The organism is Microbacterium foliorum (assembly GCF_003367705.1).
GTDB lineage: Bacteria > Actinomycetota > Actinomycetes > Actinomycetales > Microbacteriaceae > Microbacterium > Microbacterium foliorum.
Window position 1 is genome coordinate 1,065,849 of record NZ_CP031425.1, and the last position, 17,993, is coordinate 1,083,841.

At 70.0% G+C, this 17,993-nt stretch carries 20 protein-coding genes; 9 read left to right on the top strand and 11 right to left on the bottom strand.

Annotated elements, in window-relative coordinates:
- The first annotated feature begins 8 nt into the window (after positions 1 to 8).
- The 5 genes from DXT68_RS04830 to DXT68_RS04850 all read left to right on the top strand — a co-directional run bounded on the left by DXT68_RS04830 (position 9) and on the right by DXT68_RS04850 (position 4,136).
- Positions 9 to 1,001: an ABC transporter ATP-binding protein gene (locus tag DXT68_RS04830; RefSeq protein ID WP_082068829.1), complete on the top strand. Its 993-nt coding sequence runs from the start codon at positions 9 to 11 to the stop codon at positions 999 to 1,001.
- A gap of 1 nt (position 1,002) precedes the next feature.
- Positions 1,003 to 1,758 (top strand): hypothetical protein, encoded by a 756-nt coding sequence (locus tag DXT68_RS04835; protein ID WP_045253130.1) that lies wholly within the window; start codon positions 1,003 to 1,005, stop codon positions 1,756 to 1,758.
- A gap of 27 nt (positions 1,759 to 1,785) precedes the next feature.
- Positions 1,786 to 3,024 carry a sensor histidine kinase gene (locus DXT68_RS04840; RefSeq protein ID WP_052677631.1) on the top strand — a complete coding sequence of 413 codons (1,239 nt, stop codon included), beginning with the start codon at positions 1,786 to 1,788 and terminating at the stop codon, positions 3,022 to 3,024.
- The gene (locus tag DXT68_RS04845) at positions 3,018 to 3,650 is read left to right on the top strand and encodes a response regulator transcription factor (protein WP_174233189.1); all 633 of its coding nucleotides are present in this window, start codon (positions 3,018 to 3,020) and stop codon (positions 3,648 to 3,650) included. The genes DXT68_RS04840 and DXT68_RS04845 overlap by 7 nt, the downstream gene beginning before the upstream one ends.
- 111 nt (positions 3,651 to 3,761) lie before the next feature.
- The gene (locus DXT68_RS04850; protein WP_045253172.1) at positions 3,762 to 4,136 is read left to right on the top strand and encodes a VOC family protein; all 375 of its coding nucleotides are present in this window, start codon (positions 3,762 to 3,764) and stop codon (positions 4,134 to 4,136) included.
- A 31-nt stretch (positions 4,137 to 4,167) separates the two neighbouring features.
- Here the strand turns inward: DXT68_RS04850 and DXT68_RS04855 are convergent, their stop codons facing one another.
- The 3 genes from DXT68_RS04855 to DXT68_RS04865 form a co-directional block, all read right to left on the bottom strand.
- Positions 4,168 to 4,710, bottom strand: coding sequence for a hypothetical protein (locus DXT68_RS04855; protein WP_244268135.1), 543 nt, complete (start codon positions 4,708 to 4,710; stop codon positions 4,168 to 4,170).
- Between the two features lie 69 nt (positions 4,711 to 4,779).
- Positions 4,780 to 5,214, bottom strand: coding sequence for an NUDIX hydrolase (locus DXT68_RS04860; RefSeq protein ID WP_045253129.1), 435 nt, complete (start codon positions 5,212 to 5,214; stop codon positions 4,780 to 4,782).
- A 41-nt stretch (positions 5,215 to 5,255) separates the two neighbouring features.
- Positions 5,256 to 6,917 (bottom strand): thiamine pyrophosphate-binding protein, encoded by a 1,662-nt coding sequence (locus DXT68_RS04865; protein WP_045253128.1) that lies wholly within the window; start codon positions 6,915 to 6,917, stop codon positions 5,256 to 5,258.
- A 212-nt stretch (positions 6,918 to 7,129) separates the two neighbouring features.
- On the opposite strand from DXT68_RS04865, the gene DXT68_RS04870 reads away from it, so the two are divergent.
- The 4 genes from DXT68_RS04870 to DXT68_RS04885 are packed head-to-tail and all read left to right on the top strand — an operon-like array spanning position 7,130 to position 11,131.
- Positions 7,130 to 8,824 (top strand): circularly permuted type 2 ATP-grasp protein, encoded by a 1,695-nt coding sequence (locus DXT68_RS04870; RefSeq protein ID WP_045253127.1) that lies wholly within the window; start codon positions 7,130 to 7,132, stop codon positions 8,822 to 8,824.
- Positions 8,818 to 9,744 carry an alpha-E domain-containing protein gene (locus DXT68_RS04875; RefSeq protein WP_045253126.1) on the top strand — a complete coding sequence of 309 codons (927 nt, stop codon included), beginning with the start codon at positions 8,818 to 8,820 and terminating at the stop codon, positions 9,742 to 9,744. The genes DXT68_RS04870 and DXT68_RS04875 overlap by 7 nt, the downstream gene beginning before the upstream one ends.
- Positions 9,741 to 10,586: a transglutaminase family protein gene (locus DXT68_RS04880; protein ID WP_045253125.1), complete on the top strand. Its 846-nt coding sequence runs from the start codon at positions 9,741 to 9,743 to the stop codon at positions 10,584 to 10,586. The genes DXT68_RS04875 and DXT68_RS04880 overlap by 4 nt, the downstream gene beginning before the upstream one ends.
- Before the next feature lie 35 nt (positions 10,587 to 10,621).
- Complete coding sequence (locus DXT68_RS04885; protein ID WP_045253124.1) at positions 10,622 to 11,131, top strand: phosphoribosyltransferase; 510 nt, start codon at positions 10,622 to 10,624, stop codon at positions 11,129 to 11,131.
- 101 nt (positions 11,132 to 11,232) lie between these two features.
- Here DXT68_RS04885 and DXT68_RS04890 read toward each other — a convergent pair whose 3' ends face one another.
- From DXT68_RS04890 to DXT68_RS04925, 8 genes are all read right to left on the bottom strand, one after another.
- Positions 11,233 to 12,756: an ATP-dependent DNA ligase gene (locus DXT68_RS04890; protein WP_045253123.1), complete on the bottom strand. Its 1,524-nt coding sequence runs from the start codon at positions 12,754 to 12,756 to the stop codon at positions 11,233 to 11,235.
- A gap of 90 nt (positions 12,757 to 12,846) precedes the next feature.
- Complete coding sequence (locus tag DXT68_RS04895) at positions 12,847 to 13,617, bottom strand: enoyl-CoA hydratase/isomerase family protein (RefSeq protein WP_045253122.1); 771 nt, start codon at positions 13,615 to 13,617, stop codon at positions 12,847 to 12,849.
- Between the two features lie 10 nt (positions 13,618 to 13,627).
- Positions 13,628 to 14,809 carry a 1,2-phenylacetyl-CoA epoxidase subunit PaaE gene (gene paaE, locus DXT68_RS04900; protein ID WP_045253121.1) on the bottom strand — a complete coding sequence of 394 codons (1,182 nt, stop codon included), beginning with the start codon at positions 14,807 to 14,809 and terminating at the stop codon, positions 13,628 to 13,630.
- The gene (gene paaD / locus DXT68_RS04905) at positions 14,809 to 15,315 is read right to left on the bottom strand and encodes a 1,2-phenylacetyl-CoA epoxidase subunit PaaD (RefSeq protein WP_045253120.1); all 507 of its coding nucleotides are present in this window, start codon (positions 15,313 to 15,315) and stop codon (positions 14,809 to 14,811) included. The genes paaE and paaD overlap by 1 nt, the downstream gene beginning before the upstream one ends.
- Positions 15,309 to 16,160: a 1,2-phenylacetyl-CoA epoxidase subunit PaaC gene (gene paaC / locus DXT68_RS04910; protein ID WP_045253119.1), complete on the bottom strand. Its 852-nt coding sequence runs from the start codon at positions 16,158 to 16,160 to the stop codon at positions 15,309 to 15,311. The genes paaD and paaC overlap by 7 nt, the downstream gene beginning before the upstream one ends.
- The gene (gene paaB / locus DXT68_RS04915) at positions 16,157 to 16,462 is read right to left on the bottom strand and encodes a 1,2-phenylacetyl-CoA epoxidase subunit PaaB (RefSeq protein WP_045253118.1); all 306 of its coding nucleotides are present in this window, start codon (positions 16,460 to 16,462) and stop codon (positions 16,157 to 16,159) included. Before paaB ends, paaC begins: the two co-directional genes overlap by 4 nt.
- Positions 16,462 to 17,472, bottom strand: a complete 1,011-nt coding sequence (gene paaA, locus DXT68_RS04920; protein ID WP_373372453.1) for a 1,2-phenylacetyl-CoA epoxidase subunit PaaA — start codon at positions 17,470 to 17,472, stop codon at positions 16,462 to 16,464. The genes paaB and paaA overlap by 1 nt, the downstream gene beginning before the upstream one ends.
- An 83-nt stretch (positions 17,473 to 17,555) precedes the next feature.
- Positions 17,556 to 17,975, bottom strand: coding sequence for a hypothetical protein (locus DXT68_RS04925; RefSeq protein WP_045253117.1), 420 nt, complete (start codon positions 17,973 to 17,975; stop codon positions 17,556 to 17,558).
- Positions 17,976 to 17,993 lie beyond the last annotated feature (18 nt).

Below are 17,993 nucleotides of genomic sequence, written 5' to 3' on the forward strand. Positions count from 1 at the left end.
CTGGAGACATGAACAACTCCTCCGTGCAGAGCTCGGCGACGCGGGTCACCGCGCGACCGGCCTCCGCTGCACTGCCCGATGAGGCTTCCCTGACCGATGATCCTGTCGTGCTCGAACTGCGGGCCGTCGAGCGGCACTTCGGCACCGGCGACCGTCGCGTGCAGGCCGTCGACCGGGTGGACCTCTCCGTCCGGCGCGGCGAGGTCGTCGCCCTGCTGGGGCCGAACGGCGCAGGCAAGACGACGACGCTCGACATGCTGCTCGGACTCACCGAGCCCAGCAGCGGCACCGTCCGGGTTCTCGGGGTGACACCGGAGCGTGCCACGTCGACCGGAGCGATCGGCGCGGTGCTGCAGACCGGCGGGCTGCTCGGAGACCTGACCGTCGGGGAGACCGTGCGCCTCATCGCGTCGCTGTACGGCGCCGATGCTCTCGGCCGTGTCGACGACGTCATGGCGCGAGCCGACCTCGACCACCTCGCCCGACGTCGGGTGTCGAAGTGCTCCGGGGGCGAGCAGCAGCGGGTGAAGTTCGCCCTCGCGATGGTGTCGGACCCCGACATCCTCGTGCTCGACGAGCCGACCGCAGGCATGGACGTCACCGCCCGCCGGCACTTCTGGGACGCGATGCGCGCTGATGCTGACGCGGGGCGGACCATCATCTTCGCCACCCACTACCTGGAGGAGGCGGAGCAGTTCGCCCGCCGGACCGTCGTGATGCATCGTGGCGCGGTCGTCGCGGACGCGCCGACGGCGCTCCTGCGCGCCAGCCTGGGCGAGCGCACCGTCTCGGCGACGGTGGACGCGGCATCCGAGGATCTCGTCGCGATGCTCCGCGCGACCGACGGCGTCATCGATCTGCGGATCGACGGCGATCGGCTCAGCCTGCGGGCCACCGATTCGGATGCCGCCGCCCGGACGCTGCTCGACGCCGGCGCTCACGATCTCGAGATCGCCGCCCCCACGCTCGAAACCGCCTTCACCGCTCTGACGGAGGACTGACATGCTCGTCTCACCCACCATGCTGCGCATCGAAGGCGTCCGCCAGTTGCGCAACCCCTACACGCTCGCGTTCACGCTGGCCATGCCGGTCGCGATGTACCTCCTGTTCGGTGCCGGCATGGGCTATGGCACGCAGTCGGCCGGCAACGGGAACGTCTCCTTCTACGTGATGACCTCGATGGCGGCGTACGGCACGGCCGTCGCGATGAGTTCGCTGACCTCGCTGGCAGCGACCGAGGCGAAGCAGGGCTGGGGACGTCAGCTCGCGATGACACCGATGACCACGCTCGGCTACGCCATGACGAAACTGCTCACCTCCGTCGCCTTCGCAGCTCTGGCGCTGGTGGCGGTCTGCACAGCAGGAATGATGACCGGAGCCCGCGTCGACGACCTGTGGCGGTGGGGTGCGACGGCGGCGATCGTCCTCGGGCTCGGCCTGATGTACGGACTGTACGGGCTCGGCGTCGGGCTGTTCTTCAGCTCGGATTCGGCGGCGGCGCTCGCCTCGATCACGATGACGTTCTTCGCGTTCTTCGGCAACGTGTTCATGCCGCTCGACGGGGTCATGCTCGACATCGCACGATTCACGCCGCTCTACGGCTTCGTGGCGCTCGCCCGGTGGCCCCTCACCGACGGAGTGCTCACGACCGGGCAGACCGATCAGCTGTGGATGCTGTTCCTCAACGTCGCCGTCTGGCTCGCGCTCTTCGCGGTGCTGGTGATGATGGGAATGAGACGATCGCGGGCGCGGCAGTAGCCGCAAGCACGACAGTAGGTTGGAGCGATGACGCAACGATCGACGCGAGAGACCCCGAACGCCGCCGGGGTCTCTCGCGACGCGGTCCGCGACGCCGCGGGATTCGCCGCCGCGGGTGTGCCGCCTGCGGCCTGGGCGGCTCCCGGTGCCCGGCGGGCGCACGCCACCGGCAAGGATCCGTGGGCGCGGTTCGGCTGGCTGATGGCCGTGATCTGGCTCGTCTTCCTCGTGTATCCGGTGATCGCGCTCGTGCGCTCCGAGGCCCAGATCGCCTGGGTCGTGGCGGGGTGGGTCGCGCTGGTGGCGTTCGTCGTGCTGTACGTCACCGGCTTCCTGCACGGCATGCGCGGCGGCGGAGGGCTGGGGCGCACGCCGTCGAGGCGTCAGTGGCTCACCTTCATCGCCCTCATCGCGTGCGTCCTCGTCTCGGTGCCCGCGGAGGGCGGATCCGCGCTCAGCTTCCTGCCGTTCCTCATGTCCTTCGCCTCGTACGGACTGACGCGGGTCTGGCACTGGATCACCACGATCGCGGCGGTCGCGCTCACGGCCGTCTGCGTGTTCCTGCTGCCGGGAGGGATGACCTACCTCTCGGTGCTGGCGATCGTCGCGCTGCTCGGCGTGGTGAACACGGTCTCCACATGGCTCATCCTGCGCTCCGCCGAGGCGGAGCGGCTCGGTCTGGAGCTGGCGACCAGCGAGGGTCGCGAAGCCCTCGCGCGCGACGTGCACGATCTGATCGGACATTCGCTCACGGTGGTCGGCCTCAAGGCGCAGCTGGTGCGTCGGCTTCTGGACTCCGACCCTGAGCGCGCCAAGGCCGAGCTCGCCGACATCGAGCGGCTCACGGCGGAAGCGATCGCCGGGGTGCGGTCGACCGTGTCGGGTGCCCGGACCACGACGCTGGTCGAGCAGCTGGCCTCCTCGCGCGACTCGTTCCGTGCGGCGGACATCGAGGTGCAGGTCGACGGGGACCCGAGCGCGCTGTCGCCGGTGCAGGCGATCACCGCGAGCTGGATCCTGCGAGAGGCCACGACCAACACCCTCCGGCACTCGCGTGCGCGCACGGTGCGCGTGCAGTTGTCGTCGGGCCGGATGGTCGTCGAAGACGACGGAGTGGGCATCGGAGCGGGAGACGGCGGCGCCGACGGCGAGGGGAACGGCGTGCGGGGGATGCGCGACCGCGCCGCGGCGGCAGGTGCCGCCTTGGCGCTGGGAGCCGCCGATGCCGCGGGCGGCACGGGGACGCGCGTGGAGCTGACGTGGTGAGCGCAGCGGATGCCGTCGGAGAGATCCGCCTGCTGATCGCCGACGACCAGGCGCTCGTGCGCGGTGCGCTCGGGGCTCTCCTCGACCTCGAGTCCGACCTCACCGTGGTCGGAATGGCGTCCGATGGAGCCGAAGCGGTGCAGCGTGCGGGGGAGCTGCGGCCGGACGTGTGTCTGATGGACATCCAGATGCCGGGTATGGACGGCGTCGAGGCGACGCGGCGCATCCGTGAGACGAGCCCGGCGACCCGGGTGCTCGTCGTGACGACCTTCGCACGCCCCGGCTACCTGCGCGCGGCCCTGGACGCCGGTGCGAGCGGGTTCATCGTCAAGGACACCCCTGCCGAGCAGCTCGCCGAAGCCGTCCGCCGGGTGCGATCAGGACTTCGGGTCCTGGATCCCGTGCTCGCCGCCGACAGCCTGTTCGATGGTGCGAATCCCCTGAGCGACCGCGAGCGGCAGGTGCTGCGGCTCGCGGCGGACGGGCGTTCGGCCGCGGCGATCGCCGCCGAGGTGTTCCTCTCGGCGGGGACCGTGCGCAATCATCTCTCCGCGGCGATCGGCAAGACCGGCGCGGCGAATCGGGCGCAGGCGGTGCGGATCGCCCTCGACAAGGGGTGGATCTGAGGGCGTCGACGAACGCGCGTCTGCCGCTGCGACATGCGCTGGTGGGATGTCGGCGGTGCGGCGTACCGTGAACGCGGATGGGTCGACGGTGCCCACCAGGAGGAGTGCGCGATGGACTGGAAGATCGAACTCATCTTCGTGCCGGTGGCCGATGTCGACAGGGCGAAGGACTTCTACGTGAAGATCGGCTTCACCGCCGATCACGACCAGACGCCTGTCGAGGGCCTGCGCTTCGTGCAGATGACGCCACCGGGATCCGCGTGCTCGATCGCGTTCGGCACCGGTCTCGGGATCGCGCTCGAGCCGGGGCAGCAGAACACCATCCAGGTGGTCGTGCCGGATGCCGACGAGGCGCTCGCGCACCTGCGCGGTGTCGGCGTCGAGGCGAGCGGGGTCGACGACCAGGACTGGGGCCGGTTCGTGACGTTCGACGACCCCGACGGCAATACCTGGACGCTGCAGGAGCTGCCGGACTACGGCGGCTGACGGCGCGAACCTGCCGGGGGAATGGTTCGCGTCAGCTCCCGCACTCCATCGACTGATCGGTGAGGATCCATTCGGTGCCGGGGCGCGTCATCACCACGGTGCCGCAGTCGCCGGAGGCGAGATACGTCACGGAGAGCGTGGCATCGGTCGCGGTCTCGGACTGCACGGCGATGTCGACCTCGGCGCTCTGGTCGAGTGAACGGTAGAGCCCGGCGGTGGCGGTGATCATCTGTTCGCAGTTCGAGACGCCGGTCATCCCGTGGGCCTCGAGCTCGGCGATCATGCGAGTCACGAGATCGGGGGTGAGGCGCGCGCACGCGATATCGACGTCGGGGAGGCGGGACGCCTCCAGCCACTCGCGGAATCCGTCGGACGCGCTCTGGGATTCCTCCGCCGGCGGCTCGGCGGTCTGCGTGGCGGCCGGCTCAGAGGCGGGGGGAGGCGTCGACCTGGCGGTCCCCGTGGGATCCGCGGGATCGGCACCCGCCGCGCACGACGTCAAGGCAAAGGTCAGGGTCATCAGGAAGATCGCGGCTGCGGTCGCCGTCTTCCTCGTGCTGTTCCACCCGGTCACCCGTCGATTCTGGCAGATCGACGACCTCGATGTCCCACCCAGCGCCCCGTCCGCGGCCGCGCAGGGGAGTCAGCTCGCGGCGAGGCTGAGCAGGAGCTCCGTCGCGCCGTCGGGGAACAGCGGCCGTCTGCCGTCGCGCACCTCCGCGATCGGCACCCATCGCACCGGGCTGCCCTCATCGAGCACGTGCAGTTCGGCGTCGAGGGGAACCTCGTCGAGCTCGATCGAGCGCACTGCGTAGATATGCGCGATCTCGTGACCCGGGACGCCCTCGTACGTGAAGATGTTGTCGCGCACGCCGAGCAGTTCCACGGCCTGCAGGGTGATGTCGAGTTCCTCGCGGAACTCACGGTGCAGCGCCTCCTCGGCCCGCTCGCCGAATTCGATCCCGCCGCCGATCGCACGGAGGAAGTCGAGTCCGCGGGACCGGTCCGTGCCGGACAACGCGAGGACATGGCCCTGCTTCACGGGCAGACCGACGGCGATGTTGCGGATGGCGGGCATCCCGGAAGACTAGCGCAGCAGGAGGTGCGGACCGTCGGCGATCACGAGTTCACGCGGATGATCTCCTGCTGGTACGGCGCGACCACGTCGCCGGAGATCCGCAGATCCAGAAGCAGGAATCGTCGCGTCGCGGCATCCTCCTGCGCCCAGGCGCCGAGCCGGTCGAGATCTGCGAGGGTCTTCACGACGACACCCTCCGCGCCGACGGCGGCGCCGAACGCCGCGAAGTCGACCTCGGGGATCCGCATCGGTCCTTCGGCCAGACCCTTGAGGCCGTAGAGGTTGACCTCGGCGCCGTACGCCGCGTCGTTCCAGATCACGGCGATGCCGCGTCCGCCGGCCGCGCGGACCGCGGATTCGAGGTCGGCGATGGCCATCAGCCCGCCTCCGTCGCCCGAGGTCAGCACGATCGTCGAATCCCTGCGGGCGAGGGCGGCGCCGACCACGCTCGGCCACCCCTGCCCGATCGACTGGAAGGCGGTGCCGACCATCATCATCCGGTCGGGAGCCCCCACCGGCCAGTACATGTTCGCCCAGCCGATGAAGTGTCCGCCGTCCGAGACGACGACGCGGTCGCGGGGTAGGAGATCGGCGATGCGGCGTGCGGCCGATCGGGGATCGAGGCGACCGTCGGCGGCGAGGTCGTCGCCCTTCTCATACGTCCGTGCGGCGGCGACGTCGACGGTCTCGCGCCACGGCAGCCCGGGCGCAGCGGTGGAGGACGCGGAGCCGACCCTGGCGACGAGCGCCTCGGCGGCGACGCGAGCGTCCGCCCGGACGAAGCCGCCGATGTGCGCATGCGTCGCCGCCGGCGCGATGTCGATCTGGAAGACGCGGGTGCCGGGGGCGAAGAGCTCGCCGAAACGCATCGTGAACTGGTTCAGGGAAGCGCCGAAGACCACGGCGACGTCGGCGGTGCGGACCAGCTCCATCGCCCCATCCGCCCCGAATCCACCCGTCACACCGAGATCGAACCGCTCGTCGGGGAACACGCCGCGGCCGAGCGCGGATGACGCGGTGAGCGCGCCGGTGAGGGCGGCGAGCGCGCCGAGGGCGTCGCCCGCGCCGGCCAGCCAGGCGCCGCGTCCGGCGAGAAGGAACGGACGCTCCGCCTGCGACAGCGCGGCGGCGATCTCGTCGAGCATCCCCTCGGCGAACTCGCCCTTCGGGGCGAGCGGTGCGAGCAGGCGCGGCGCGGGGACCTCGGGCACAGGGCCGGCCTCTGACGTGGCGACGTCGTAGGGGATCGCCAGCACGACCGGCAGCCGATAGGTCAGCGCATGCTCGATCGCGATGACGGTGGTGGCCGCGGCATCCGCATGACCGACGGTATAGGTGCGGGCGCCGACGGCCGAGGCGAGCGCGATCTGATCGACGTCCCAGGGGCGCGGTCCCGAGGTCGGCTCGTCTCCGACGACGAGCACGAGCGGCACGCGGGCCTGCACGGCCTCCGCGAGTGCGGTCAGGGTGTTCGTGAACCCGGCGCCGTACGTCGACGTGCCTGCGGCGATGCGACCGGACGCGCGGAAGTGGGCGTCGGCGGCGACGACAGCACCCTGCTCGTGTCGTACCGCGGTGAAGACGGCGTCCGTCTGCCTCTCGATCGCGTCGAGGAAGTAGGCGTTGCCGTTGCCCATGACGCCGAAGACGGCGTCGATGTGCTGGGCGAGGGTGAGGGCGACGTGCGCGGAGACACTGGGCATGGGTGGGCCTTTCGAGACAGGGACGGAGGTCGTGCGCATTCCGTATGTGTCTCGCCTCCGCATCATCGCGGAGTGCTTCGTGCCTCTTTTTCAGGCACCGGCGGCACAGAGCGCCGGACGGATAGATCCTACCGCGCGGCCCGCCGCCGGTCGTCGCGGCGCCGTCTCCTGCGCGTAACACCGCCGAAACGGCGACAGGGAAACATGCGGTCATGGAATCGCTGTTCGACGGATACACGACGCGCCGATCGCCCCGGCGGCCGGGGGCCTCGCCCTGGGACGAGATGTTCGCGGCGGAGGCCCGGCCGGACGGCGCGGACGTGCGGGCGCCGTATCAGGACATGTATCCCGCCCTCGCCGGTATGGACGATGCGGAGCTGCGGGCGCGCACGGATGCCCTCGCCAGCTCGTATCTCGCGCAGGGCGTCACCTTCGACTTCGCGGGGGAGGAGCGTCCGTTCCCTCTCGACGTCGTGCCGCGGGTGATCGCCGCGGATGACTGGCGCTACGTCGAGTCCGGGGTGACTCAGCGGGTGCGGGCGCTGGAGGCGTTCCTCGCCGATGTGTACGGCCCGCAGCTCGCGGTGCAGGACGGCGTCATCCCGGCATCGCTGATCAGCTCCTCGTCGCACTTCCACCGTCAGGCGGCGGGGATCGTCGGTGCCAACGGCGTGCGCATCCATGTCGCCGGGATCGACGTGATCCGCGATGAGGCCGGCTCGTGGCGAGTGCTCGAGGACAACGTGCGCGTCCCCAGCGGAGTGAGCTACGTGCTCGCCAATCGCCGGGTGATGGCGCAGACCCTGCCCGAATTGTTCACGAGCCTGCGGGTGCGACCGGTCGTCGACTATCCCGGCCGCCTGCTCCAGGCGCTGCGGGCGGCCGCGCCGATCGGAGTCGACGACCCGACGGTCGTGGTGCTGACGCCCGGCGTGCACAACTCTGCGTACTACGAGCACACGCTGCTGGCCCGCATGATGGGCATCGAGCTCGTCGAAGGTCGCGATCTGTTCTGCTCGGGCGGACGCGTGTGGATGCACACGACCGCGGGGCCCACCCGCGTCGACGTCATCTACCGCAGGGTCGACGACGAGTTCCTGGATCCCCAGCAGTTCCGCCCCGATTCGGTGCTCGGAGCGCCCGGGCTGATGCTCGCCGCGCGGCTCGGCACCGTCACCCTCGCGAACGCGGTGGGCAACGGCGTCGCCGACGACAAGCTCGTGTACACCTATGTGCCCGACCTGATCCGGTACTACCTGGGGGAGGAGCCGGTGCTGCCGAACGTCGACACCTGGAGGCTCGAAGAGCCGGATGCGCTCGAGGAGGTGCTCGACAGGCTCGACGAGCTGGTGGTGAAGCCGGTCGACGGGTCGGGCGGCAAGGGGCTGGTCGTGGGACCCGACGCGTCACGGGAGACGCTGGAGGAGCTGAAGAAGACGCTGCTGGCGGATCCGCGCGGCTGGATCGCGCAGCCGGTGGTGCAGCTGTCGACGATCCCCACCCTGGTCGAAGACGGCTTCCGGCCACGACACGTCGACCTTCGACCGTTCGCGGTGAACGACGGGCAGGACATCTGGGTGCTGCCGGGCGGCCTCACCCGCGTCGCCCTTCCGGAGGGCCAGCTGGTGGTGAACTCCAGTCAGGGCGGGGGATCGAAGGACACGTGGGTGCTCGATCCGTCTCTCTTCACCGGGCAGACGGCGACCGTGCCGGGGGAGCCCGACCCCGCGGCGGCGGAGGTGTCGCTCGCCACCGGCGCGATCCCGATCGTCGCCTCACCTCGCGAAGAGGCGAGTCCGCCCTTCCTCTCGTCGCCGCAGGACGAGGACCTCGAGCTGCGCCATCACCAGCAGCAGCAGCAGCAGCAACAGCAACAGCAACAGCAGCAGGGTGGTGCGGCATGCTGAGCCGCATCGCCGAGGCGCTGTTCTGGATCGGTCGTTACGTGGAGCGCGCCGACGGGACCGCGCGCATTCTCGACGTGCATCTGCAGCTGCTCCTCGAGGATCCGTGGGTCGAGGAGGACACCGCGTGTCGAGCGCTCCTCTCCGTGATGGGCACGACCGCGGATCCCCAGGCGGTGCTCAGTCGCGATGACGTGGTGCGGCTGCTGGCCCTCGACCGCGAGCACTCCGCGTCGATCGCCCATTCGATCGCCTCCGCGCGTGAGAACGCGCGGCGTGCGAGGGAGATCATCTCGACCGACCTGTGGGAGACCCTCAACGAGTCGAATGCGCGGATGCCGCGCCGGATCGCCTCTGACAAGACGCACCCGTTCTTCCGGTGGGTGCGAGATCGATCGGCGCTCGCCTTCGGGGTCGTGGATTCGTCGATGAGCCGCGACGAGGCATGGCATTTCTTCGTGCTCGGCCGCTCGATCGAGCGGGCGGACATGACAGCGCGTCTGCTCGCCACGCGGTCGCTGACCGAGGCCGGGGGGCCGAGCTGGACGACGCTGCTGCGCAGCTGCGGGGCGTACGAGGCGCACCTGCGCAGCCACCGCGCGGTACCGACCGGGGCATCGGCGGTGGAGTTCCTGCTCGTCGATCGGCTGTTCCCGCGGTCGGTGCTCTCCAGCATCCTGCAAGCGGAGGACTGTCTGCGCGGCATCGACCCGTCCGGAGCCTTCGGCACCCCCGACCGCGCGCACCGCGTGCTCGGGCGCCTGCGATCGGAGCTGGAGTACCGGCCGATCGGCGACACCGTGCACCGGCTGTCGGAGAGCATGGAGGAGGTCCAGGTGGGCATGTCCGTGGCGAGTGACGCGATCAGGGAGCGGTATTTCCCCTCGATCGCGATGCCGGTGTGGATCGGAGAGGCGCTGTGAGCCGACTGAGGATCGTGCACCGTACCGGATTCCGCTACGGACAGCCGGCGACGGCGTCGTACAACGAGGCGAGGATGCTGCCGCACTCGCGCGACGGGCAGTTCGTGCTGCAGGCCACGCTCGACATCTCACCCACCGCCACCCAGCATTCGTACACCGACTACTGGGACACCCGGGTCTCGACGTTCGAGGTGCTGACCCCGCACCAGATGCTCTCGGTCACGGCGACGAGCGTGGTCGATGTGCGTCCGGCCCTGCCTGTCGCTCCCGGCATCGACTGGGAAGAACTCGCGCTGCGGATCCCGCAGTCCCTGGGTCTCGCGGAGTGCGTGATGCAGACGCCGGCGACCGCTCCCGATGACGAGATGCACGAGCTGGCGCTGCGCATCGAAGCCGAGGGCGGCGGGGTCGATGAGACCGCCCTCGAGATCTGCCGCACGGTCGGCGAGGCGATGGAGTACCGCAGCGGAGTCACGGGAGTGAGCTCGACCGCACGCGATGCGTGGCCTGCGCGGTCGGGCGTCTGCCAGGACATCGCCCACGTCGCTCTCGGAGTGCTGCGTGCTGCCGGCATCCCCGCGCGTTACGTGTCGGGATACCTGCACCCCGACCCGACCGCGGCGATAGGCGAGCCGGTCACAGGGGAGTCCCACGCGTGGGTGGAGTGGTACTCGGGCGAGTGGCGCGGGTACGACCCGACGAATCTGGTCGAGGTCGGAGAATCGCACGTCTACGTCGGTCATGGCCGCGATTACGCCGATGTCGCTCCGCTGCGCGGCGTGTACGCGGGATCCAGCGGATCCGAGCTGTTCGTGTCGGTCGAGGTCACCAGGCTCGGGTGAACGCGAGCGCCCGGCCGGTGGGGAAGAATGAGACGATGACGGATGCTTCGATCGAGCGCGAGACGCTCACCTGGGACGGCTTCGGAACCGCGACGCGAGACCTCGCGCGACGCATCCTCGACAGCGGCTTCGCGCCCGAGGTGGTCGTCGCGATCGCGCGCGGCGGGCTGCTCCCCGCCGGGGCGATCGCGTACGGCCTCGGTGCGAAGAACTGCGGCGCGATCAACGTCGAGTTCTACACCGGCATCGGCACCGTGCTCGATGCCCCCGAGGTGCTGCCGCCCGAACTCGACATGGCGTATCTCGACGGCCGACGCGTGCTGCTCGTCGACGATGTCGCCGACTCGGGGCGCACACTCGCCCTGGCCGTGCAGCTGCTGACCGACAAGGGCGCCGATGTCCGCTCGGTGACGATCTACACGAAGCCGTCGACGATCATCCAGCCCGATTACGCCTGGAAGGACACCGACCTGTGGATCGACTTCCCGTGGTCGTTCCAGGGCACGGTGCGTGAAGAAGACCTCGGACTCACCCCTTCCGCCTGACGTCCCCCTTCCGCCTGACGTCCCCCTTTCGCCTGACGTCCCCGTTTCGCCTGACGCACCCGGTTCGACGGCTCTGCCCGTCAGCGGCATCCGCGGACGTCTCAGCCGCGCATCAATGCGCGCAGCGTCTGGATCGTGTCTGACTCTGCCGGGGTCTTGTCGGGTCGATAGCCCTTGACCCGGGCGAAGCGCAGCGCGATGCCGCCGGGGTAGCGCGGCGAGCGCTGTACGCCGTCGATCGCGATCTCGACCACGAACTCCGGTCGCAGGAACACCGTGCTCTGGGTCCGTCTCGTCTCGAGCGGCGGGAACTGCTCGGTCTGCCAGCGCAGCAGCTCGTCGGTCAGCCCCTTGAACGTCTTGCCCACCATCACGAACTCGCCGGGTTCTCCGAACTCTCCCGTCGGGTCGAGGGCGCCCAGATGCAGATTCGACAGCCACCCGCTCCGGCGGCCCGAACCCCATTCGGCCGCCAGCACGACGAGGTCGTAGGTCAGTACCGGTTTGACCTTGACCCAGGATCTACCACGACGCCCCGCGGCGTACGGTGCATCGAGCCCTTTGACCACCACGCCCTCATGCCCGGCGGTCAGAGCCTCGCGGGAGAGCTGCTCTGCGGCGTCGGGATCGTCGGTGACGATGCCGGGCATGCGCCACTCGCCGACGACCCGTTCGAGTTCGTGCAGCCGCGTCGACAGCGGCTCGTCGAGGAGGTCGCGTCCGTCGACGTGCAGGATGTCGAAGAACCACGGTCGCAGCACGAGCTCGCGCGCGACGTCGGCCCCGAACCGCGACATGGTCTCCTGGAACGGCCGCGGGCCTCCGTCTTCGTCGAGCGACAGGGTCTCCCCGTCGAGGATCAGGTCGTGAGCGGGCAGAGCCCGCACGATCTCGACGATCTCGGGCACGCGGTGGGTGATGTCGGCGAGGCTGCGGGTATAGACGCCGACCTCGTCGCCGTGCCGGTGCACCTGGATGCGGGCGCCGTCGAGCTTGTACTCGACCGATGCCCTGCCGGTGACCTCCAGCGCCGCCGTCGGCGTCGCGGCGGTCGAGGCGAGCATCGGCAGCACCGGGCGGCCGACCTCGAGGCCCACCGCATCGAGCTCGGCGGCCGTGCCGCTGAGCGCGAGCCGTGCGGTGACGCCGAGGTCGCCCGACAGCATCGCGGCGCGACGCACGGATGCGGCGGGTCGCTCCGAGGCCTTGGCGATCGCGTCGAGCAGCACTCCGCCGAGCGCGCCGGTGCGCAGCTCGCCCCGCATCGACCGACTCAGGAAATCCCATTCGGGGGCCGTCGCTCGTGCGGCGAGAGCTGTCAGTGCGGCGCTTCGGGCCGCGGTCGACCCTGAACCGGACGTGTGGGCCAGAGTGTCGAGAGCGTCGTCGACGTCGGTGATCGTCAGCGTCGCGTCCGCGGCGTTCGTGACGTCGAGAGCGGACATGCCCCGCCACCCGACGCCCAGACGCCCCTGACGGGGTGCGGCGAGCAGGAGTCCGGTGAGTGCCGGCAGTTCGTCGGCGTCGGCATGGGCGAGCAGCTGCGACAGTGCGTCGATCTTCGCGAGTCGTGACGACGTCGCGGCGACGGCTTCGGCGGTGGAGACGAGCTCCGAGAGCATCATGGATGCAGTCTCGCACCGGCATCCGACATCACCGACGCCCTTGCCGTCGCGGGCACCCAGGCGCTAGGCGGCCGAGGTCCCGCCCGCGTCTCAGCGGCCCTTGAACACCGGGATGCGCTTCTCCTGGAACGCGGCGAACCCCTCGCGGTAGTCTTCCGTGTCGCAGAGCGCAGCCTGCGCCGTGTTCTCGGCATCGATCGAATCCCACAGCGCCAGGCGCTCGTCGCGGATCCGCGCGACGAGCCGCTTGCTGGCGAGGAACGCGGCCGTGGCACCGCGCGCAGCCGTCGTCGCGGCGAGGGCGGTGGTGTCGACGACCTCGTCGTCGGGCACGACCCGCGAGAAGAGTCCGGCCGTCACCGCCTCCGCGCCGCTCATCAGCCGCCCGGTGTAGATGAGGTCGAGGGTCCGGTGCGCGCCGAGTCGCTCGACGAAGAGCGCGTGCCCTCCCGAGTCCAGCGTGGCGCCCAGGGCGGCGAAGGGCGACCCGATCTTCGCCGACTCCGCGACGTAGACGACGTCGGTGGCGATCAGCAGCCCGAGCCCGACGCCGAGGCAGGCGCCGTGCGCGACAGCGAAGGTCGGCGCGGGAAAGCGCGACATCTTCTGCAGCAGGGGCGTGACGAGCCCTCCGAGGTAGCCGATCACGTCGTCGTCGCGCGGGTCGACCTGAGAGATGTCCCGGCCGGCGCAGAACGCCCTGCCTTCGCCGCGCAGGACCAGAGCGCGCACGCCCGCGGCCTCCGCCTCGTCGTACGCATGCCCGAGGTCGCGGATCGCCTGCTCGTCGAGCGCGTTCAGCTTCGCGGGAGCGTTCAGCACGACGGTGGCCGTGTCGTCCGCGATGGTGAGATCGATCATCGGATGCTCCTCATACGTCGTAGTCGACGACGATGCGGTCGCTCGTCGGGTGCGACTGGCAGGTCAGCACGTAGCCGCGTTCGATCTCGTCCGGCTCGAGCGCGTAGTTCTCGGTCATCGTCACACTGCCCTCGACGACCCGCGCGCGGCACGTGCCGCAGACGCCTCCGGCGCAGGCGAACGGCGCGTCGGGGCGCACGCGCAGTGCCGCGTTGAGCACGGACTCGTGAGCGTCGACCGGGCTCTGCACGGTCGACGAGACGCCGTCGAGGGTCACCTCGATGCGAATCGTCCTCTCGCCGGCGCGCACCTCGACCGGTCGCGCCGCACGCACCGGCTCATCGCCCGTCGTGAAGAGCTCGAAACGGATGTGCTCGCGCGGCACGCCCACATCGGCGAACACCTCGCGGCACAGGTCGACGAGCGAGAGCGGGCCGCAGAGGAACCATTCGTCGACATCGGTCGGGTCGATCAGCACGCGCAGTATCGTGCGCAGCTTCTCCTCGTCGATGCGTCCGGACAGCACCGGCGCGGTGCGCTGCTCGCGCGAGAGCACGTGGTGCAGGGTCAGCCGTGTCGGGTAGCGGTCCTTCAGGTCGGCCAGGTCTTCGAGGAACATCACGTCGAGCGTCGAGCGATTCGTGTACAGCAGCGTGAAGCGCGATGTCTCCGAGCGGGTCAGCACGGTGTGCGCGAGCGCCATCAGCGGCGTGATGCCCGAGCCTGCGGCGATGCCGACGACATGGCGCTGATCGAGGTCGTCGAGGCCGGAGGTGAAGGTGCCCTGCGGGCTCATCACGTCGATCTCGAACCCCGGATGCAATCCCGTCTGCGCCCAGGTGGAGAACAGCCCGCCCTCGTCGCGCTTCACCGCGACGCTGAGGCGCGTCGGCACGCCCGCGGCGATCTGCTCCGCCGTGCGGTGCTCGGGCGCGCGGCACAGCGAATAGGACCTGCGCACCTCGGCGCCCTCGAGGGTGGTGCGCAGCGCCACGTACTGGCCGGGCAGGTGATCGTATTCGTCGGCCAGCTCGGCTGGGACGGTGAAGGTGACCTCGACCGCGTCGTCGGTGAGCGGGCGCACCTCCTCGACGGACAGCGTGTGGAAACGGGCCCGCTTCCTCGTCGTCGTTGCGGCGCGAGGCGGGACGGATGCGGGTGCCACCGCACCGGACGGAGCGAACAGCGACATCAGTGCACCTTGAAATGGTCGAAGGGCTCGAGACAGGCGCGGCATTCGAACAGCGCCTTGCAGGAGGTGGATCCGAAGCGCGACACCTCGCGGGTGTCCAGCGAGCCGCAGCGCGGGCATCGCACGCTGATCGCCAGCCGGATCGGGCCGGAGGAGATCGCCGCCCGTCCGCTCGGGGGAGCGATGCCGTACTGCGACAGCTTGCGCTTGCCGGCCTCCGACATCCAGTCCGTCGTCCAGGCGGGGGAGAGGACGAGGCGCACCTCGACGTTCTCGTAGCCGGCCGCGGTCAGGGCGAGGATGACGTCGTCGCGGATCGTGTCCATCGCGGGGCATCCGCTGTAGGTCGGGGTGATGTCCACCACGACGGTGTCGCCCCGCAGCATGACCGCCCGCAGCACGCCGAGGTCCTCGATCGTGAGCACCGGCACCTCCGGATCGGCCACGGACGCGGCGATCCGCCAGGCAGCGGCGTGGGACTCGGTCTGCACAGTGCCGGTCACCATGATGCTCCCGGGTGCCGTCGCGCGAGCACCTGCATCTCGGCGAGCAGATGTCCGAGCGGCGTCGCGTGGTGGCCGCGCCGCCCACCCGCCGAGGATGCGGCGACGGCGGGCGTCGTCAGCTCCGCATCCGCGAAGACCGTGTCGACGGCCGCGTCGAAACCGGGGCGGAGCGTCGAGGGCCGCACGGCGACGTCGCCGAGGCGTTCGATCAGGGGTTCGTCGCGGAAGAGCTCGTCGACGTACGGCCAGACATCGCCGAGCGCGCGGATGATCCGCCGCCTCGATTCGTCTGTGCCGCCGGCCAGACGCAGCACCCACTGCACGGCGTGGTCTCTGTGGTAGTCGACCTCTTTGAGCGACTTCTCGGCGATCGCCGCGAACGTCCGATCGGTGCTCGCCCGCAGAGCCGCGTAGAGCTCGAACATGTAGGTCGACGCGACGAACTGGCGCGCGATCGTCTGCGCGAAGTCGCCGTTGGGCTGCTCGACGATCCAGGCGCTGCGGAACTCCGGCTCGTCACGCAGGTAGGCGAGATCGTCTTCGGAGCGTCCGTCGTAGGAGCCGGCGAAGTGCAGGAAGGAGCGGGCGTGGCCCAGCAGATCGAGCGCGATGTTGCCGAGGGCGACGTCCTCCTCGAGCTCGGGGGCGCGGGCGATCCACTCGCCGAGCTGCTGCGAGAGGATGAGCGCGTCATCGCCGAGCCACAGCGCGTACTCGGCGATGTCGGCGGATGCGGCGGCGGCCCCGGTTCCGGTGAGCTCGTCGCTCAGTCGCAGTTCGTCGACCGAGACGTCGCCGTGCAGGCCCGCATCCTCGATGGGCCCCTGAGCCTGTCGAAGGGTCACAGGTGCGGCACCCCCTCGGACGCCGTGTAGTACACGGCGTGCCGGTAGTTCTTGCCCGCGGGGCTCTCGAAGTACGCGCCCTTGGCATCGGGGTCGCTCGTCGTGATCGCCTCGGCCGGAACGGCCCAGATCGAGACGCCCTCGCCGCGACGGGTGTAGAGGTCGCGGGCGTTGCGGATCGCCAGGTCGGCATCCGGGGCATGCAGCGATCCGACATGCACGTGGCTCAGGCCGCGGTTCGCGCGCACGAAGACCTCCCAGAGGGGCCAGGGCTCGCGCTCGTCTGCTCCGGGCGTCGCCATCACGCCACGTCTCCGACCGGTGTCTGAGCCCTGCGAAGGGCCTGCTTGCGGGCGTATTCGGCGGCGGCCTCGCGCACCCACGCGCCCTCTTCGTGCGCCGTGCGGCGGCGCTCGAGACGCTCGGCGTTGCAGGGCCCGTTGCCGCGGAGCACCTCGAAGAACTCGTCCCAGTCGATCTCGCCGATCACGTACTGCCCGGTCTCCTCGTCGAGGCGCAGGTCGGGATCGGGCAGGGTGACGCCGAGGATCTCGGCCTGCGGCACGAGCATCCCGACGAAGCGCTGGCGCAGCTCGTCGTTGGTGAAGCGCTTGATCTTCCACTTCATGGACTGCGCGGAGTTCGGGGACTGGTCATCCGGCGGGCCGAACATCGCCAGACTCGGCCAGTACCAGCGGTTCACGGCATCCTGTGCCATCTGCTTCTGCTCGTCGGTGCCCTGCATGAGCGAGAGCAGGATCTCGAACCCCTGGCGCTGGTGGAACGACTCCTCCTTGCAGACGCGCACCATCGCGCGGCCGTACGGGCCGTACGAGGCGCGGCACAGCGGCACCTGGTTCACGATCGCCGCGCCGTCGACGAGCCATCCGATCGCGCCCATGTCGGCCCACGTCGGGGTGGGGTAGTTGAAGATCGACGAGTACTTGGCCTTGCCGCTGATGAGCTGGTCCATCATCTCGTCGCGGGTGATGCCGAGAGTCTGTGCGGCGGAGTAGAGGTAGAGCCCGTGGCCGGCTTCGTCCTGCACCTTGGCCATCAGGATCGCCTTGCGCTTGAGGCTCGGGGCGCGGGTGATCCAGTTGCCCTCCGGCTGCATGCCGATGATCTCGGAGTGCGCGTGCTGCGAGATCTGTCGGATCAGCGTCTTGCGGTACGCCTCGGGCATCCAGTCGCGGGGTTCGATCCGCTGCTCGTTCGCGATGAGATCGTCGAACAGGCGCTCCTCATCGGAGAGCCGGTCGTCGGCGGACTCGCCTCTGATGAGGGAGAGATCTGCGGGGCTTGTCATCATCGACTCCTCGGTAGCGACCTGCTTTACTGACCGGTCGTTAGGTAATTCTGACACGACGGTCGTCGGTACGCAAGGCGGGGCGCTCAGCGGGAGCGCGAGATGAGGTCGAGGAGCGCGCGGCCGTAGGCCTCGGACGGGTCCGGATGCTCGAATCGCAGGGTCGAGCCCGCGATCTCGACCTCGACGACGAAGGCATCGGAGAGGCGCGTCAGCGAGCGGAACGTGCCGCGCAGGAGTTCGCGCAGCTGGTCCTCCCGCGGCAGCCAGACGGCGTCCGCCAGGGTGACCGCGTCGAGGGCCCACTCCGTCGTGCCGTTGAACGCGAGGTCGGTTCCGCTGGGCGTCTGGCGGGCCTCGATCGTCATCCCGCTGACCGTGAACACGTCGGCCTCGGCTTCGAGTTCCACGTCGTCCGGGAGGTCGAGCTGAAAGCGATCGCCCTCTTCGGGGTGCCACACGAGACCGGCGTCGCGCAGGGATACGGCCAGTTCTCGGGTGATCATCTCTCCACGCTAGACGAC

Excerpts from the sequence above, each read along its gene's own strand:
- paaA (WP_373372453.1), bottom strand. The coding sequence starts at position 17,472 with ATGATGACAAGCCCCGCAGATCTCTCCCTCATCAGAGGCGAGTCCGCC.
- DXT68_RS04860 (WP_045253129.1), bottom strand. The coding sequence starts at position 5,214 with ATGCCCGCCATCCGCAACATCGCCGTCGGTCTGCCCGTGAAGCAGGGC.
- DXT68_RS04870 (WP_045253127.1), top strand. The coding sequence starts at position 7,130 with ATGGAATCGCTGTTCGACGGATACACGACGCGCCGATCGCCCCGGCGG.
- DXT68_RS04890 (WP_045253123.1), bottom strand. The coding sequence starts at position 12,756 with ATGATGCTCTCGGAGCTCGTCTCCACCGCCGAAGCCGTCGCCGCGACG.
- DXT68_RS04925 (WP_045253117.1), bottom strand. The coding sequence starts at position 17,975 with ATGATCACCCGAGAACTGGCCGTATCCCTGCGCGACGCCGGTCTCGTG.
- DXT68_RS04875 (WP_045253126.1), top strand. The coding sequence starts at position 8,818 with ATGCTGAGCCGCATCGCCGAGGCGCTGTTCTGGATCGGTCGTTACGTG.
- paaE (WP_045253121.1), bottom strand. The coding sequence starts at position 14,809 with ATGTCGCTGTTCGCTCCGTCCGGTGCGGTGGCACCCGCATCCGTCCCG.
- DXT68_RS04830 (WP_082068829.1), top strand. The coding sequence starts at position 9 with ATGAACAACTCCTCCGTGCAGAGCTCGGCGACGCGGGTCACCGCGCGA.
- paaB (WP_045253118.1), bottom strand. The coding sequence starts at position 16,462 with ATGGCGACGCCCGGAGCAGACGAGCGCGAGCCCTGGCCCCTCTGGGAG.
- DXT68_RS04840 (WP_052677631.1), top strand. The coding sequence starts at position 1,786 with ATGACGCAACGATCGACGCGAGAGACCCCGAACGCCGCCGGGGTCTCT.
- DXT68_RS04865 (WP_045253128.1), bottom strand. The coding sequence starts at position 6,917 with ATGCCCAGTGTCTCCGCGCACGTCGCCCTCACCCTCGCCCAGCACATC.
- DXT68_RS04850 (WP_045253172.1), top strand. The coding sequence starts at position 3,762 with ATGGACTGGAAGATCGAACTCATCTTCGTGCCGGTGGCCGATGTCGAC.
- DXT68_RS04835 (WP_045253130.1), top strand. The coding sequence starts at position 1,003 with ATGCTCGTCTCACCCACCATGCTGCGCATCGAAGGCGTCCGCCAGTTG.
- paaD (WP_045253120.1), bottom strand. The coding sequence starts at position 15,315 with ATGGTGACCGGCACTGTGCAGACCGAGTCCCACGCCGCTGCCTGGCGG.
- DXT68_RS04895 (WP_045253122.1), bottom strand. The coding sequence starts at position 13,617 with ATGATCGATCTCACCATCGCGGACGACACGGCCACCGTCGTGCTGAAC.
- DXT68_RS04885 (WP_045253124.1), top strand. The coding sequence starts at position 10,622 with ATGACGGATGCTTCGATCGAGCGCGAGACGCTCACCTGGGACGGCTTC.